This window comes from Streptomyces sp. TAA204, from assembly GCF_000424965.1.
Window position 1 is genome coordinate 97,682 of the sequence record NZ_KE384283.1, and the last position, 18,396, is coordinate 116,077.

Annotated in this window: 3 protein-coding genes; all 3 read right to left on the bottom strand. The window is 73.7% G+C overall.

Annotated features, from left to right (window positions below):
* Positions 1–292: 292 nt before the first annotated feature.
* Entirely contained in the window at positions 293–9,955 is a 9,663-nt protein-coding gene (locus tag H343_RS33285) for a non-ribosomal peptide synthetase (protein ID WP_051266252.1), read from the bottom strand.
* A 100-nt stretch (positions 9,956–10,055) separates the two neighbouring features.
* Complete coding sequence (locus H343_RS33290) at positions 10,056–17,369, bottom strand: non-ribosomal peptide synthetase (RefSeq protein WP_028433778.1); 7,314 nt, start codon at positions 17,367–17,369, stop codon at positions 10,056–10,058.
* Positions 17,362–18,360 (bottom strand): 3-hydroxyacyl-CoA dehydrogenase family protein, encoded by a 999-nt coding sequence (locus H343_RS0127740; RefSeq protein ID WP_486587085.1) that lies wholly within the window; start codon positions 18,358–18,360, stop codon positions 17,362–17,364. Before H343_RS0127740 ends, H343_RS33290 begins: the two co-directional genes overlap by 8 nt.
* Positions 18,361–18,396: the final 36 nt, after the last annotated feature.

Here is an 18,396-nt window from a genome sequence, read left to right on the forward strand (position 1 = left end):
GCGGCTCGACGACACGCGAAGCCTTCACAGGTCAGACGCCCGGGAGGGCCCGATGGTTACCTCTTTCACCCGTAATCTTCACAACTGCTTGCTGACTGCCCGCTCACAGCCGTGTCCATGCGGAAGTCGGGGCTCTGCGGGCACACTCGGCCACGCCGCTCCCGGGCGAGTGCGCGCCCGCCCGGCGCGCCCGCCCGGCGGGAAGCGTCCGGGCAGAACGTGCCCCGCCGCCCAGGACCGGCGGCGGGCGGGACCGCTACGGGCGCCGGGCGCCGCCGGTCCCGCCCGGCGTTCAGCCCGGGACGGCGCCGCCGTCGGAGGCCACCGCGTCCAGGACTTCCCGGACCGGTGTCTGCGGTGACGTGGCGACGGCCGCCAGGATGTGCTGGAGGTCCGCCGCGACCGTCTCCGCCCTCGCGCGGTCGATGACGTCCGGGCGGTAGTCGAAGCGCAGCGCGACACCGGCCTCGCCGGCGAAGGCGACCAGCGTCAGCGGATAGTGCGCCGCGTCACGGCCCTCGATGCCTTCGACGGTCAGGCCGGGTGCGGGCCTCTCCAGGCCCGCCTGGTCCAGCGGATAGTTCTCGAAGACCACATGTGTGTCGAACAGGTCCCGGCGCCCTGCGAGGCGTTGGATGTCGCCCATCCCGAGGTGGTGGTGGGGCAGCATGCCGGCCTGCTCCTCCTGGAAGCGCGCCAGCATCCGCCCGACGGTCTCCTCCGGGTCGACCGTCACCCGCACCGGGACGGTGTTGATGAACAGCCCGATCATCGACTCCATGCCGGGCACTTCGGGCCTCCGGCCGGAGACGGTGGTGCCGAACAGCACGTCGCGCGTCCCGCAGGAACGGGCGAGGAGCAGCGCCCAGGCGGCGAGGAGGACGTTGTTGAGTGTCAGGCCGCCGTGCGAGGCGGTGCGGCGCAGCGCGGCGGTCAGTTCGCCGGGGAGCACGATGTGCATCGGCTGCGGCGGCACCGCTCCTGCGCTGATGTCGCCGTCGGTGATCCTGGTCGCTCCGTCGATGCCGTCGAGGGCGTCCCGCCAGGCCGTACGGGCGGCTTCCTCGTCCAGCCCGGCGAGTTGGGCCATGTGTTCGCGGTACGGCGTCACCGGTGGCAGGGCGCCGGGATCGCCGCCGGCCGCGTAGAGGCCGAACAGTTCACGGATGAGCAGCGGCATCGACCAGCCGTCGAGCAGCAGATGGTGGTTGGTGAGCACGAGCCGGTGGTCGTGCTCACCGCAGTGGAAGAGGCTGAAGCGCATCAGCGGCGGCCGGTCCAGGTCGAAGCGCCTGCGCAGGTCCGCGGCCAGGAGGCGCCGGAAGACACGCTCGCGGCGCCCCTCCGCCACCGCCGTGAGGTCGATCTCCCGCCAGGGCGGCTCCAGGCCACTCTGGAGCACCTGGACGGGGCGGAGCAGGTCCTGGTGCACGAACGCGGCACCGAGGTTCGGGTGGCGGGACAGCAGTGCCCGCGTGGCGGCGCGCAGCACGTCGGTGCCGGGCCTTTCGCGCAGGCGCAGCACGACCTGCGCCTGATAGACGTCCGGGCTGTCCGGGGCGAACAACGCGTGGAAGACCAGGCCCTGTTGGAGCGGTGTCAGGGGAAGCACGTCCGTCGTCCGCGGGTGCGCCGCCTCCAGCTGTTCGACCTCCTCCTGCCGCAGGTCGACGAGGGGGAAGTCGGACGGGCTGCGCCCGCCCGCCCCTTCGGTCCCGGCGTGCGCCACCAGGGCGTGCAGGGCACTGAACCACAGGTCGGCGAGCTCCCGTATCTCGGACGGGCGGAACACCCCTGCCTGCCAGGACCATTCGGCGCTCAGTACGGGTCCTTCGGGGCCGTCGAGCGTCAGGGAGTTGACGTCGATGAGGTGCCCGCCGGGCAGGGCCGCCTCCTGGGCCTCCTCAGTCGCCTTCCGCTCCTCCTCCCCCTCGGCGCCCGGGATGCCGCCGGGGTCGGCGGCCACGCCCCAGTCGGCCTCGTCCGCGGCGCTCATACGGCCGAGGTAGTTGAACCCGAGCTGCGGCGTGGCCAGTTCGGCGAACTCGGGTGCCGTGCGGGGGTCGAGGTGGCGCAGTACGCCGTAGCCGACTCCGCGGTCGGGAACGGCCCGCAGCCGCTCCTTGACGCGTTTGAGTGCCGTGCCGAGCGCGGGGCCGGCCGCCCATACGTCGCCCCAGTCGCAGCCCGTGGCGTCCAGCCGGACGGGGAAGACGCTGGTGAACCAGCCGACGGTACGGGAGAGTTCGACGTCGGCGAGGTCCGGACGGCCGTGCGACTCCAGGTCGATGAGGACGTCGCCGCCCTGGAGGCCGCGGCGGCGGCGCCACTCCTCAAGGGCGAGGGTGAAGCCCGTCAGCAGGACCGGTTCCACTCCGCAGTGGAAGGCTGCCCCCACCTCGGTCAGCAGCGCGCGGGTGCGCTCCGGCGGCATCGTCGCCCGCAGACTGCCGACGCCGCGGCGTTCGGCAGCGGTGTTCCCGGCAGCGGTGTTCTCCGCGGTGAGTGACGGGACGTCGCCGGAGAGAGCCTTCGACCACAGTGCTTTCTCGTCCTCGCGTGCGCCCTCCTCGCCCTGTTCGGCGAGGAGGCGGGCCCACTGCCGGAAGGAGGTTCCCGCGGGCGGCAGTTCGGCCGGGCGGCCCGCGGCCACGGCCTCGTAGGCGGCGGCCAGGTCGGGGAGCAGGATGCGCCAGGAGACGCCGTCCACGGCGAAGTGGTGGATGACGAGGACGACCCTGCCGTGCCGGTCCGGTCCGCGGTCGAGGAGCACGGCCCGCAGCATGCCGCCGGCAGCGGGGTCCAGCTTCTCGCGTGCCTCGCGTTCGGCGCCGGCGAGGACGGCGGGCACGGTGTCCTCACCGTCTTCGGTGATGCGGCGCACGTCCACGCACTCCTCCGCCCGTACTGCCCCGGGCGGGAGGATCTCCAGCGTCCAGGGGCTCTTGCCGCCCTGCCGGTCCGCGCTGTCGGGCCCGGACGGGTGATCCGGGACGGAACTGCCTTCGGGACGGTCCGCCGCCGTGAATCGCAGGCGCAGCGCGGGGTGGTGGTCGAGCAGTGTCTGCACGGCCGCTGCCAGTCGCTCCCCGGTGGCCCCGAGCGGTGCGCGCAGCGTCATGGACTGGGTGAACATCCGTGTCTCGCCGCCGTGTTCACGCCACCAGTGCATGACCGGCGTCAGCGGCAGCACTCCGGTGTCCTCGTCCCCGGGCGCCGGCTCCGGTTCCGCGGCCTCGCTCCGGGACGCGGACGCCTCCCCGGACCCCTCGCCCTTCCGTGACCCCTTTCCCGCTCCGGCCCCCTTCGCCCCCGTCTCCTTCGCTCCGGTCCCCTTCGCCCCGGTCTCCTTTGCCACGGTGGCCAGTTCGGCCACGGTCGGGTGCTTGAAGACGTCGCGCACGCTGAAGCGCAGTCCGGCGTCGCGTGCGCGGCTGACGAGCTGGATCGCGGTGATGCTGTCGCCCCCGAGGTCGAAGAAGCCGTCGGTGACGCCCACAGAGGGCTGGCGCAGCAGGCCCGCGACGATGCCGCACAGCACCTCCTCACGGGGGTCTGCGGGTGCCGCCTCCACGTTCGCAACGGCGCGCTCGGGCTCCGGCAGCGCGGCCCTGTCGACCTTCCCGTTGCGGGTGAGCGGCAGGCTCTCCAGGACGACATGGGCGGTGGGCACCATGTAGTCGGGCAGCACACGCGCCGCGTGCGCGCGCAACGCCTCCCAGTCGACACGCCCTTCGTCCCTGCCGTCCTCCTCCGGTACGAGATAGGCGACGAGTCGGCGCTCGCCGGGCTGGTCCTCGCGCACCACGACGGCGGCCTGACCCGCGCCGCAGTGCCCGGCGAGGGCGGCGGCGACCTCGCCGGTCTCGATGCGGAAGCCGCGCAGCTTGACCTGGCCGTCGGCGCGTCCCACGAAGGCCAGCACGCCCCCGGGCAGCCACTTCACCAGGTCGCCGGTGCGGTACATCCGCGCGCCGGGCGGGCCGAAGGGGTCGGCCACGAAGCGTTCGGCCGTCAGGGCGGGCCGGTTGAGGTAACCGCGTGCGACGCCGGCGCCCGCCACGTACAACTCGCCTGTCACGCCGTCCGGCTGGAGCTGCAGGGCCTCGTCGAGCACGTAGGCGCGCATGCCGTCCAGCGGACGTCCGATGGGTACCCCCGGGCGGGTGCCCGTGCCGGTCCCGGTGCCGGCACCGGTGGCCGCTCCGTCGTCCGCGTCGGCGGCGGTGACGGTGTGCCGGGTGGCGAACGTCGTGGTCTCCGTGGGCCCGTAGCCGTTCGTCACGCGTGTGTCCGGACAGTGCCGCCGCACCGCGCGGACAGCGCGGGGCGAGACCACGTCGCCTCCGGTCCACACCTCCTCCAGGGTGCGCAGGGCCGCCGGCCTCTCCTCGGCGACGAGTTGGAAGAGCCCGGCGGTGAGCCAGAGCGTGCTGATGTTCTCCTCGGCGACGATCTGCTCAAGGCGCTGGACGTCCAGCTCCCCCGGGGGTGCGACGACCACTTCGCCGCCGGTCAGCAGCGGGCCCCACAGTTCGAATGTGGAGGCGTCGAAGGAGTGCGGTGAGTGCAGCAGCGTCCGCCGCGGCGAGTCCGCGTCACGCGTCCCGTCCAGCACGAGCGCGAGGATGTCGGCGTGGGTGACGGCGACGCCCTTGGGCACACCGGTCGAGCCGGAGGTGTACATGACGTACGCGAGGGCCGCGGGGTCCTCCACCGGGACCGGGGGCGTCCCGGACTCCTCCGGCGGGGCGCCGGCACCGACGTCGAGGACGCGGGACGCGCCGGGCCGTCCCGCGGCGTCCCGCGTCCCGTCCCCGACGACGAGCACGGGTGCGCCGGACTCCGTGACGATCTGCTCCTGCCTGGCAAGCGGCGCACGCGGGTCGAGCGGGACGTAGGCACCCGAAGCCTTCAGGACGGCCAGCAGCGTCACCACCAGCTCCGCCGACCGCTCCAGCAGCACGGCCACGGGGGTCTCCGGTCCCACTCCGCAGGCGGCGAGCCGCGCGGCGAGCCGGTCCGACCGGGCGTCCAGCTCGGCGTAGGTCAGGGTGTCTCCGGGCGAGCGCAGAGCGACGGCGTCCGGTGCGGCGCGCACCCGGTCCGCGAAGCGCCGCGGGACGGTGCCGTGGGCGTCCGCGGGCAGGGGCAGTCCCTTGCTCCATTCCGTCACGAGCTTCTCCCGTTCCGTGCTGCCGAGTATGTCGAGCCGGCGCGCCGCGGTGTCCGGTTCGGCGCACGCCTGCTCCAGCAGACGTGTGAACCGCTCCCCGAAAGCGTTCGCGGTCGCCCGGTCGAACAGAGCGCTTCTGTATTCGAGTTGGCCGTCCAGTCCGAGGCATCCGCCGTCCCGGCCGCGGTGTTCGCCGATGCTCAGGCACAGGTCGAACTTCGCGGCGTTCGGACGGACGGCGCTGACCTCGGTCGTCAGCCCCGGCATGGGGACGGAGTCCGGCGGCGCCTGGGTGAGCGTCAGCATGACCTGGAACAACGGCTGTCCCGGTGCGCTGCGTTCGGGGTTGAGCGCCTCCACGACCATGTCGAAGGGGATGTCCTGGTGTGCGAAGGCGGCGAGGTCGTCCTCCCGCACACGGCCCAGCAGCTCCCGGAACGTGGGGTCTTCGGAGGTGTCGGTGCGCAGCACGACCGTGTTGACGAAGAAGCCGACGAGCCGGTCCAGGCTCGCCTCGCCGCGGCCCTCCACGGCGGTGCCCACGGGGATGTCGGTGCCTGCGCCCAGACGCGTCAGCAGCGCCGCCAGTCCGGCGTGCACCACCATGAACAGACTCGCCTGTTCGCGGGCCGCGAGTTCGGCCAGCCGCGCGTGCACCTGCGCGGGTACGCGGAAGGCCACGCTGTCGCCGGCACTGTCGCCGTCCTCCGGCTCCTCCGCGCCGGGTGCGCGGTCCGCGGGGAGCGGGATGCGGTGCGGCAGATCCGCCAGGGCCCGGGTCCAGTGCCCCAGCCCACGCCGCGTGGACTCGGTGGGTTCGCTGCCGGAGCCGAGGAGGGCGCGCTGCCACAGCGCGTGGTCGGCGTACTGGACGGGCAGCGGCTCCCATGCGGGCGTACGGCCCTCACGGCGCGCGGTGTAGGCGGTGGCGAGGTCTTCGAGCAGGGGCGAGAGCGACGCGGCGTCGCAGGCGATGTGGTGCAGCAGCAGGAGGAGTACGTGTTCCTGCTGCCCGCAGGTGAACAGCTGCGCCCGCAGCGGGGGTTCGGTCTCCAGCCGGAAGGCGTGCCGGGCCGCCGCCCCGAGGGCGTCCTCCAGGCGTGCCGCGTCGGTCTCCACCTCGGAGAGGCGGACGCGGGCCGATCCGGGCGGCAGCACCGTCTGTTCGGGGTGTCCCGCTCGCTCCCGCAGGACGGTACGCAGAGGTTCGTGGCGTCCGGCGACGTCCTCGACGGCGGCGCGCAGGGCGTCCTTGTCGAGGTCTCCGGTCATCCGCAGCACCAGCGGCACGTTGTAGGAGGCGTCCGGTCCCGTCAGCGACTGCTGGAACCACAGGCGGCGCTGCGCGTGGGAGAGCGGGACGCTCTCCGGCCGCTCGTGCCCGGCGGGCAGCGGCAGCGCGGCGGGGGCCGGCTCTCCCCGGCCGGCGCCGCGCGGCACCAGGCGTGCGGCGAGATCGGCGACGCCGGGATGCGCGAAGACGTCCCGTACGTCGATGTCGGCACCCAGTTCGCTGCGCACCCTGCTCACCAGCCGGGTCGCGCGGAGGCTGTCGCCGCCGAGGTCGAAGAAGCCGTCCGCCGCGCCGACTTCGTCGACGCCGAGCAACTCGGCGTACAGGAGGGCGAGCCGGCGCTCCCGCTCCGTCATCGGCTGTTGCGCGGGACCGGTCCGGGGTGCCTTCCGTAGTGCCCCGGGTGCGGGCAGCGCGTCCCGGTCGAGCTTGCCGTTGGCGGTCAGCGGCAGCCGCTCCAGGGGGACGAAGACCGCCGGAAGAAGATGGGCGGGCAGCCGTCCGTGCAGGTGTCCGCGCAGGGCGTCCGTGTCGAACGGGTCTGCTGTGCCGTGCTGTTGCCCGTCCCCGTGGGTCTCTTCGTGGTGGCCGCCGTCCGGCACGACGTAGGCGACGAGCTGTGCCTCTTCCGTGCCGCCGCCGTCCTTCCTGGCGGCCACCACGGCGTGCGCGACACCGGGCGCCGTCGCCAGTGCGGCTTCGATCTCGCCGGGTTCGATGCGGAAACCGCGGAGCTTGATCTGGTCGTCGGCTCTTCCGGCGTACTCCAGTCCGCCGTCGGCTCGGCGTGACGCAAGATCGCCGGAGCGGTAGAGCCTGGACCCGGGCGGGCCGAACGGGTCGGCCACGAAACGTGTCGCCGTCAGCCCGGCACGTCCGAGGTAGCCGCGGGCCACGCCCGCGCCCCCGACGTACAACTCGCCGGTCACACCCGGCGGCACCTCCCGCAGCCGGCGGTCGAGCACATGGAACCGCGCCCCGGGTATCGGCACGCCGACGGGGCTGCCGTCCTCGGCGGGATGGTCCCCGGTCAGGTCGAGTCTGCTCGCGTGCACGGTGGTCTCGGTGATGCCGTACATGTTGACCAGCACGGGAGAGCCGCCGGTTCCGGGGAGCCCACGCCGCCGCAGCCAGGAGCTCAGCCGGTGGGGGCGCAGTGCCTCGCCTCCGAAGACGACGTGGCGCAGGGCCAGTTCACGGCCGCCCCGCACCCCTCGAGCGGCGGCGTCCTCCGCGTCGGCCAGGTCCAGGGAGTGGAACGCGGACGGCGTCTGGTTCAGTACGGTGACGCGCTCGCGGTCCAGCAGGTCGAGGAACTCATGCGGTGAACGGCTCACTTCGTGGTCCACCACGACGAGCCGTCCGCCGTGTGCGAGCGCGCCCCACATCTCCCAGACGGAGAAGTCGAAGGCGCAGGAGTGGAACATCGTCCACACGTCGTCCGGTCGGAAGCCGAAGGGCGCGGCGGCCTCCTCCAGGAGCGCGACGATGCTGCGGTGCTCGACCACCACTCCCTTGGGGCGGCCGGTGGAGCCGGAGGTGTAGATGACGTAGGCCGCGTGCGAGGGTGTCACGGGTACGGGCCGGTCGGCGTCCGTCACATCGCACGCGCTCAACTGCTCGTGCGGCTCGGCGAGATCGTCCGGCCCGAGGGTGAGGACGGGCTCGGCGTCCGCGAGGATCATCCGCACCCGCTCATCGGGCCAGAGCGGGTCGACGGGCAGGTAGGCGGCGCCCGTCTTGGCCACGGCGAGGATCGCCGTGACGAGGTCCGCGGTGCGCGGAAGCAGCACGCCGACGGTCTTCCCGGGCCCGGCGCCGCGCCGCAGGAGGGCCCTGGCGAGCCGGTTCGCGCGCGCGTTGAGCTCTCCGTAGGAAAGCTCCGTGCTTCCCGATGTGACCGCGCGGGCCCGGGGATCGCGTGCGGCCCAGCGTTCGGCCAGCTCCGCGAGGGTCGGGGCCGTCCCGCTGACGCTCACCGGCTCTCCGGCGCGGCGGGCAGCGGCACCGGGGGCCGGGCCGCGGGCCGGACCGGAGACCGTGCCACTGGCCGGCGGACGGGGTGTCAGCACACGCCGCTCCCCCGGTGTGAGCGCGTCGAGACGTCCCACGGGACGGTCCGGGTCCGCGGCGAGCCGGCTCAGCAGATGCGCGAACCTGCGTGCTTCGGCGCCGGTTTCGGCCCCGGTGAAGCGCTCGGGGTCGGCGTCGACGTCTACGCGCAGTCCGGCCCCGTCCGCTTCCCGGTAGACGGTGACGGACAGATCCTCCACGGGCCCGATCGCGACGTTGCGCATCACCATCGGCCGTCCCGCGAAGAGACGGCCGTAGTCGAAGGGCAACACGTTGAGCGAGAGCCCGTACAGGCGCCCTCCGTTGCCGGTCAGGCCCAGGTCGTGGCGCAGGTCCTCGTAGCGGTAGCGCTGGTGGCCGAGTGCCGCCCGCACCTCGCCTGCGGCGGCGCGCACCAGTTCGGTGCCCGGCCGGTCCTGGTCGACGGGGAGCCTCAGCGGCAGGACGTTGGAGGCCGTGCCGGACGCCGTGAGGACGTCGCGGCTCACGCGGGCGGCCACGGGCAGCCCCAGCATGACCTCCCCGCCCTCCGCGCCCGTGCGGGCGTGTACGTGCAGCGCGGCTGCGGCGGTGGCCAACGCGGGCCAGCGGACGTCCAGTCGGTGTGCCTGCGTACGCACCGCCTGCCAGGCCCGCCGGGGCACCGCCGCGCTGCGGCGCACCGCTAGTCCGTCCGCGCCGGGATGAGCGGGCTCCCCTCCGCCCGCGCGCCCCCTTTCGGACATGCGTCCTCTTCCGGACGCCCACGCCAGGTCACCGGGGTCCGGGCGGCCCGCCATCCTCCCCAGCCAGAAGTCGCGGTCCTCGGCACGCTCCTGCGACGTGCGGTACCGCTCCTCCTCCTCCAGCAGCGCACCCGGCGGTCCGAACTCCGCCTCCGCGGGCGGCTTTCCCTCCTCCAGCGCCGCGTGGACGTCCCCGAGCCGCCGCGCCAGGAGAGCGGAGGAGGTGCCGTCCAGGACGAGGTGGTGCGCCCCCAGGTACCAGCACACGGTGTCCTCGGCGAGCCGGCTCAACGCCCCCCGGAAGAGAGGGCCCTCACCGAGGTCGAAGGGCCGCGCGAGGTCCGCGCGCATCCACTCCCGGGCGGCACGCCGGGGGTGCCGTTCGTCGCGCAGGTCGACGAACGGCACGCTCCATGACGGCAGCGGCCCGGTGTGCTGCCGTACCCGCCCGTCGTCCCCCGTGGTGAACCGGGCCCGCAGTGCCGGGAATTCGCCGACGACGTGCCGGAGCGCCGCCTCGAACGTCCCCGGGTCGAGCCACCCGGAGACCTCGACGCTGAATCCGACGTGGTAGCGCGACGAGTGCGGCGCGAGCGCCTGGCCCAGCCAGATGCCGGACTGGGCCGTGGTGAGCGGTACGGGACCGTGCTCCCCGTCCTCGCCGCCCGGCGTCGGGCGCACCGTCATGCCCCTGCCCTCTCTTCCGCCGCCTCGGTCCCGCCGCCCGCGCGGGCCACCCGTCGGGGCCGTGTGCGGGCCCGACGGGTGGTGGCCGCGGGGGCGTCGCTCATGAACCGCCCCCGGGAACCGTGGGGTCCTGCTCCAGGCGGGGCAGCAGCGCTCTTCCGATCTCACCCAGCGCGTCCGGGCGCCCCATCTCGCCGTGCGAGTACTCCACGGACCTGACGTCGGGCTTGCCTCCGTCCAGATACGGCAGCCACAGCTCCGACGCGAGCTGGGGGTCGGTCTCACGCGCGGCGAAGACGAGCGCGTCGCCGGCGAAGCGGCGCGGCGTGTGCGCGCGGGAGATCGTGCCGTTGTTGAGGAAGATCCGGCAGATGGCCGCGACGCGCGACTCGTCGAACGTGGCCAGCAGACCCGTGCGTTCACGGGCGATCTCCAGGAAGCGGGCGTAGGTCAGCGTCTCGCCCTCCCAGGCCGCCGGGTCGTATCCGAAGAACTCCAGGACCATGCCGAGGACGGCCCCGACGCCGCCGTCCGCGGGCGCCTCCTCCGCGCGACGGGACGCGTCACCTGCCCCGTCGTCGGACTCGCCACCCGACGCCGCCGACTCCCCCGGGCCGGAGGCATCGGAGGGGAACGCGTCCAGCATCGAGACCAGTCCGACCCGCTCGCCGCTCTCCTGCAGCTGCACGGCCATCTCGTGCGCCACGAGGCCGCCGAAGGACCAGCCCAGCAGGTGGTACGGGCCTTCGGGCTGCACCCGGCGCACCTGCCGCAGATAGTCCGCGGCCATCTCCGCCACCGAGGCCGGCAGCACTTCCGTGCCGTCCAGACCGCGGGCCTGGAGGCCGTAGACCGGCTGGTCCGCGCCGAGCGGAGTGGTCAGTCCGGCGTAGGACCAGGCGATGCCGGCCGCCGGGTGCACGCAGAACAGGGGCGGCCTGCCGCCCTCCTCCCGCAGCGGCAGCAGTACGCCGATGCCGCTGACCTCGTGCTCCTGCTCTTCTCCGGACGGACCGGCCGGGGCCGCGTCTGCGTCCGCGCTGCCGGAGCCACTGCCACTGCCGCCGGACTGCTCTGCCCGCACCGGCTGCGCGGAACGCGCGGTCTCCTCGTCCTGCCCGCTCTCCCCCGTCCGCTCGGCTCCCTCTGTCTCGACACCGCCCACGCTCCTGGCGGGGTCGGTGGCCACCGTCGTCAGCAGCTTCTGCAAGCGGGAGGCGAGGGACTGCACGTACTCGCGCTCGAGGAGGTGCGGGCGGTAGTCCAGGCGCAGGAAGAGACGCTCGCCCCGTGCGGAGACGATCAGTCCGAGCGGGTAGTGCGGGGCGTCGTCACCGCCGGCGCCCTTCAGGGCGAGACCGGGTGCGGGTTCGTCCATCACGCCGTCGATCGGGTAGTTCTCGAATGCCATCACGGTGTCGAACATGTCGCCCATGTCCGTGATCTGGCGGATCTCACCGAGACTGATGTGCTGGTACGGCATCAGCCGCGTCTGCTCCTGCTGGAGCCGTACGAGGAGGGTGCCCAGCGACTCGTCCGGGTTCATCCGTACCCGGGCCGGCACGGTGTTGATGAAGAGGCCCACCATCGTCTCCACGCCCGGCAGTTCGGCGGGGCGGCCGGAGACGACGGACCCGAAGACCACGTCCTCGTTGCCCGTGGCCAGGCCCAGCAGCACCCCCCATCCCGCCTGGAGGACGGTGTTCAGCGTCACCCCGTGCCGGCGCGCCATCTCCACCAGAGCCGTCGTGGTCTCCTCCGTCAGCTCGACGGCCACATGGGACGGCGGTTTCGGCTCACGGTCGCCCTCGTCCGGCGCGAGCCGCGTGGTGGTCGTCAGGTCGGCGAGCGCCTCGCGCCACGCGGCCTCCGCCTCGCCGCTGTCGACGCTGTCCAGCCACGCGAGGTAGTCGCGGAACGGTGTGATGGCCGGCAGGTCCTGCACGCCGCCCGCCGCGCCGACGGAGTCCCGGTAGAGCGCGAACAGCTCCCGCACGATCACGGGCAACGACCAGCCGTCCAGCAGGATGTGATGTGTCGTCAGGACGAGCCGGTAGCGCTGCTCGCCCGTCGTCATGAGCATCATCCGCACCATCGGCGGCCGGGACGGGTCGAAGGGACGGCCCCGTTCGGCCCGCATCAGCCGGTGCGTCTCCCGCTCCAGGCCCTCCTCGCTCAGGCCGCTCAGGTCCTCCTGCCGCCACGGGAGTTGGGCGTCCGAACAGACCACCTGGACGGGCTGGCGCAGCCCCTCGTGCACGAACGCCGCGCGCAGGTTGCCGTGGCGCTGCAGCAGCGCCTGGCCCGCCTCGCGCATCTTCTCCGCGTGCAGCGTGCCCTCCAGGTCGAGGGAGAGCTGCACCGTGTAGAGGTTGCTCCTTGCCTCGTCCGCCTCGGCGCTCCCGCTCTCGTCGGCGTCGCCGGCCAGCGCGCCGAGCAGGACGTGGTAGAGCATGCCCTGCTGGAGCGGGGAGAGGGGGAGGATCTCCTCCAGGTCGGGGTGTGTCTCCTCCAGTTCGTCGATCTCGTCCTGGTCGAGGTCCACCAGCGGGAAGTCGGACGGCGTACGGCCGCCGGCCCCCGGCTGCGTGGCGTACTCGGCGAGGGAGTCGAGGATCTCGAACCAGGCGTCGGCCACGTCCCGCACGGTCTGCTCGTCGACGACGCCCTCCGGCCACACGAAGGAGACGGCCAGTTCGGTGCCGTCCTCGGCGTCCTGGGTGAGGGCGTTGATGGACAGCGGGTGCGTCAGCGGCATCTCCGCGTCCGCGCCGGCGCTCATCGTGGTCTCCGGCGCCGGGGCCCAGTCCCTCTCACCGGCCGCGGCGGGAAGCAGGAACCGGCCGAAGTAGTTGAAGCCGATGTGCCGGGCCGGAGCGGCTGCGAGCGAGAGCGACGTCTCCGGGTTCAGATAGCGCAGCAGGCCGAATCCGATGCCCTTGTCGGGAATCGCGCGGAGCTGCTCCTTCACACGGCCCAGCGCACGTCCCAGCTCCCGTCCCGAGCCTGCCCCGTTCGCTGTCCCCGTCGCGCCGGGCGCGAGGCGCACCGGGTACATGCTGGTGAACCAGCCGACGGTACGGGAGAGATCGGCCCCGGGGACGACCGGTTCGCGGCCGTGACCCTCCACGTCGATCAGCACGTCGCCCTCGGTGCCCACGCAGCGCCGTACGGCCATGGCCAGTGCGGTGAGCAGGACGTCGTTGATCTCGCAGTGGAACGCGGCGGGGATCGTGGTGAACAGGTGCCGGGCACGCTCCGCGCCGTACGTCATCAGGTGTGCGCGCGCCGCTCCGGTGGTGTCGCGTGCCGGGTCCAGCGGGCGGTTCGCGAGCTGCGGACCGGGGGTGTCGAGCATCTCGGTCCACAGCGGCAGTTCGGCCAGCCGCTGCTCCTGGCGGGCCTGGGCGTTCAGCTCGCGGCTCCAGTGCCGCAACGACGTCTCGACGGGCTGGAGTTGCGGCGTCCGGCCGGCCTCCAGCGCCTCGTAGGCGGCGGCGAGGTCCGGGACGATGATGCGCCAGGAGACGCCGTCGACCGAGAGGTGGTGGCCCATGAACATCAGCCGGCCCGGCTCGTCCTGACCGGCGTCGAACCACAGGACTCGCACCATCGTGCCCGACCGGACGTCCAGTTCCTCCTTGGCCCTGGCGGCCTCGCGTCCGATGGTCTCCGCCAGGCCGTCGCCCGCGCCCGAGACGTCGATCCGCCTGATGCAGGACGACGCGGGCACCGCACCACGCGGACGCACCGTCATCTTCCAGTCCCTGGAACCCGTCGAGGACATCTCCAGGCGCAGCCGCAGCGCGTCGTGATGGTCGAAGAGGGTCTGAACGGCCTTCGTCAGCACGTCCTGGCGCAGACCGCCCGGCACCTGGAGCAGGACGGCCTGGTGGAACCCGTCGACAGGACCGTCCAGTTCACGCAGCCAGTGCACGATCGGCGTGAGGGGCACCTCGCCGACGCCGGACTCGGTCTTTCCGCCGGATGTGCGCGTGGTCTCCCGCGCCACGGCGGCAAGCGCCCTGACGGTCTTGTGCTCGAAGACGTCCTGCGGCGTGAGCACGAGTCCGGCCTTGCGGAGCTGGCTCACGAGCTGGATGGAGACGATGCTGTCGCCGCCGAGGTCGAAGAAGCTGTCCTCCGGGGCTACTTCGGACAGCCGCAGCACCGACGCGAAGACGGCGGCGACCGCTTCCTCCCGCGACCTGCCGGGCTCCTGCCCGGGGCCCGTCCCGGAGGACACGGGGGCCGGCTCCGCGGGGGCGGGCTCCGCGGGGGCCACCGGGGCTTCCGGCGTTCCCGGGACCGCAGGGGTCTCGACGGTCGGAGCGGCGGGGGTCTCGGCGGTCGGAGCGGCGGGGGTCTCGGCGGTCGGCTCCGGCTCGGGCACAGGCTCGGGCACAGGCTCGGGCTCGGAGGCTGCGGGACGGGCTTCCGCGGGACGGGCTTCCGCGGACGCTGCCCTCGCGGACGCGGCGCCGGTCACCGGCCCGGGACCGGGCAGCGCCTCCCGGTCGAGCTTCCCGCTGGGCGTACGCGGCAGGTCCTCGACCACCATGACGGCCCCCGGTACGAGGTACGCCGGAAGCCGCTCGGCCAGCCACTCCCGCAACGCCTCGGGCTCGGTGCGCTCCCCCGCCGCCGGCACCACGTGCGCGACGAGCCTGGCTTCGCCCTGCGCGTCCCGCCGGACGGCGCAGACCGCCTCGGCCACTGTGCCGTGGCGGCCGAGTACGGACTCCACCTCGCCCAACTCGATACGGAAACCACGGAATTTGACCTGGTCGTCGATGCGGCCGAGGAAGTCGAGCTGTCCGTCGGGCAGCCAGCGCACCAGGTCCCCGGTGCGGTACATGCGCTCACCGGGCGCGCCGTAGGGGTCGGCCACGAAGCGGTCGGCGCTCAGTCCGGGGCGCCGCAGATACCCGCGGGCCAGCCCGTCGCCCGCCAGGTAGAGCTCGCCCGGCCTGCCGGGCTCGACCGGCTGGAGCGCTCCGTCGAGGACGTAGGTGCGTACGTGCCCGAGGGGACGGCCGATGGGCGGCCCGGACACGGACTCGTGCCGGGAGGTCCCGTCCGCCCACGCCGTCGCGTAGACGGTGGCCTCGGTGGGCCCGTAGACGTTGAGCAGGCGGGTGCCCGGCATCGTCTCGCGCACCCGCTCGGTGAGGGACGCGGGCAGAGCCTCCCCCGCCATCGACAGCGTCGCCGCCGACAGCTCCAGGCCGCCGTGTTCGGTGAGTTTGGCCAGCACCGACGGAATCGCGCACACCAGCCCGCCGGTCCAGCGCGGCGGGTCACCGTCCATCAGCGACAGCAGGTCCCTGACCACCTCGACACGGCCGCCGGCGGCGAGCGCGGGGAAGATCTCGGCGACGGACACGTCGAAGCTGAACGAGGTGGCGGCGAGGGTGTGGGCGAGCGTGGCGGACCCGAACTCCTCGCTCGCCCAGGCGATCAGGGAGAGCACGTTGCGGTGCGGGACGACGACACCCTTCGGGGTGCCGCTGGAGCCGGAGGTGTAGATGACGTACGCGGGGTGCGAGGGCTCCAGCGGGGCCGCGCGGTCGGCGTCCGTGAGCGGTGCCGGGGAGCGGCGGTCCAGTTCACCGGCGGTGCCGGCGCTGTCGAGGACGAGCAGCGGGGCGGCGCCGATACCGCGGTCGGCTCCCGCGGAGTCCGTCAGCACGCACGACGGGCGCGCGTCACGGACCATGAAGCGCAGCCGCTCAGCCGGGTAGCCCGGGTCCAGCGGCAGGTACGCCGCACCTGCCTTGAGCACCGCGAGCATCGCGACGATCGTCTCGGACGACCTGGGCAGCAGCAGACCGACGACGCGTTCGGGACCGGCGCCCCTCTCGATGAGCAGCCGGGCCAGCCGGTTGGACCGCTCGTCCATCTCGCGGTAGGTCAGGCTTCCCGAACGCCCGGTGAGCGCGGTCGCGTCCGCGTGGCGTGCCGCCGAGCGCTCCAGCAGTTCGGGGAGCGTACGGGCGGGAAGCGGGCGGGCGCCCGAGCCGCGGGACCAGGACAGCACGCTCCGCCGCTCGTCGGCGCCCAGCAGGTCGAACGCACCCACGGGGCGGTGCGGCTGGGCCGCCGCCTCCGCCAGCAGCCGCTCGAACCGGTCGCGGTGCGCGTCGAGTTCGGCGGAGGTGTACCGGCCGGCGGCGCCGGTGAAGGTGATTCGCAGCGTGCGGTCGGCGGGGTCCTCCTCGACGCCGACGCACAGGTCGCCGGGCACGGGAGTGCCCAGGCGGCGGACCGAGGCGCTGTGGTCGCCGAAGCGCACTTCGAGGCCGGGGGTGCGGACGTCCACGACCGCCCCGTACAGGCTCGGGGGCACCTGGCCGGTGTCCGCGCCGCCGGTGCCGCCAGTGCCGCCGGCGGCCAGCTCACGGCACAACTCCGCGTGCCGGAACCGCTGATGGCGCCGGACCCGGCGGCTCTCGTGCGCCACCTGGCGTACGAGGCGGGTGAAGCCGGTGCCGGACCGTACGGTCACGCGCAGCGCCGCCGTGTCCTGCGCGGCCCCCGCAACGCGCCGTGAGGCGCGGCTCGTACGGCCGTCGACCGGCAGGCCCAGCACCACGTCCGTGCCGCCGGTCAGCCGGTGGGTGTACGCCGCGACGGCGGCGAGCAGCACCGCGCCGGGGTCGGTGCCGGTGTGCCGGGTGGCCTCCCGCACGCGATGGCTTGCGGCGGCACTCAGCACGGACTCCCGGGAACTCACGGTGCCGGACGTCCCGGCCGGGGCGCCGGGCGCCGCACCTGAGGCGAGCGAGAGAGGCTCGGGGCGGTCGGCGTACCGCTTCAGCCAGAACTCGCGGTCCTCCGCGGCCTGTTCGGAAGCCCGGTACTCCGACTCCTCGGCCTCCAGCTGGGACAGCGGCGCCAGTGCCTCGTCCGCGTACGTCCAGCCCTCGGCCAGTGCGGTGTAGACCTCGGCGACTCGGCGTGTGACCAGCGAGCAGCCGAAGCCGTCGAGCACCGAGCGGTGGTGGCGGTGGTACCAGCGGAAGCGGTCCGCGGACAGGCGGATCAGCGCCTGGGACGAGGTCTCGCGCTCCGGCGGGCGTGCCGTCTCCGCTCGTTCCCACTCCTCGGCGGCCGCCAGGGGGTCGGCCTCCGTGCGGAAGTCCAGCAGCGGCAGCGGGAACTCCCCCGCCGCCTCCAGCTGCGGCGGCTCCTCCCCCGGCCCGGCGTCCGGGGCGAAGGAGAGCCGGAGCGCCTCGCTCTCCGCCGTGACCGCCCGCACCGCCTCCTCGAAGAGGGAGGTGTTCAACCGCCCGCGTATCTCGACGACTTCGGCTGCGTACGGGCCGGGTGCCCCCTCGCCGGACTGCGTCTCGCGCCAGATCTCCCGTCCGGCGGCGGACATCGGGAAGCGCGCGGAGTGGTGGTCAGCCATGACTTGTTTCTCCCCGTGGGACGAGCGGGCTCTTCGGATACTGATGGAAGCCGCTGCCCGCCTTGCGGCCGACGCTGCCGTCGGTGACGAGCTTGAGCAGCAGCGGGCACGGCCGGAAGCGTTCGTCGCCGGTGTGCTCCCGCAGGACGTCGAGGGTGTCGACGATGGTGTCGAGTCCGATGAGGTCGCCGGTGCGCAGCGGCCCCATGGGGTGCCCGAAGCACTCCTGGAAGACGCGGTCGACCGTCTCGGCGTCGGCGGTGCCCTGTTCCAGGACGGCCGCGGCCTCGTTGACCGTCAGCATCAGCACGCGGTTGGTCACGAAGCCGGGCCCGTCCCCCACGACGAGCGGTTTCTTCCCCAGACGCTCCAGGAAACCCAGCGTCAGCGCCAGGGTCGCCTCGCTCGTGTGCGGCGAACGGACCACCTCCACCGCGTCCTTGAGCGGCGCGGGGTTCATGAAGTGGGTGCCGATGACCCGGTCGGGGCGGCGGGTGAAGGAGCCGAGGCGGGCGATGGGGATGGCCGAGGTGCAGGAGGCGAAGACCGTCTCCTGCCCGCACTCGGCGTCCAGTCCGCGCAGGATCTCCTCCTTCACGGACTCCCGCTCACGCGCGCATTCGACGACGAACGACGCCTGCGCCAGAGCGGCCAGGTCCGCGGAGAACTCCACGAGCCCGGAGGGGTCTGCCGGGCCGGCGGCGCCCGGCGCGGAGGTCTGCGCGCCCTGCTCCCTGCGGCCCTCCCGCTCCGCGTCGCCGTCCTTCGCGGCCGCACCGGCGCCCGCGGCGCCTCTGCCGCGCAGCAGGCTCCGCAGCCGCAGCCCGGAACGGAGCCTGGTGGCCCCGTCGCGGCGGGCATCCGGGTCGGGGTCGACGACCACCACCGGATGGCCGGCCTGTGCGAAGCACTGGGCCACGCCTGCGCCCATGGTGCCGGCGCCGACGACGCCCACCGGCGCGGCCGGCTCGATGTCCTTGCGTTCGCCCACGGTCGCGGGGTCCCTTCCTCTTCCGTTTCTGCCCGT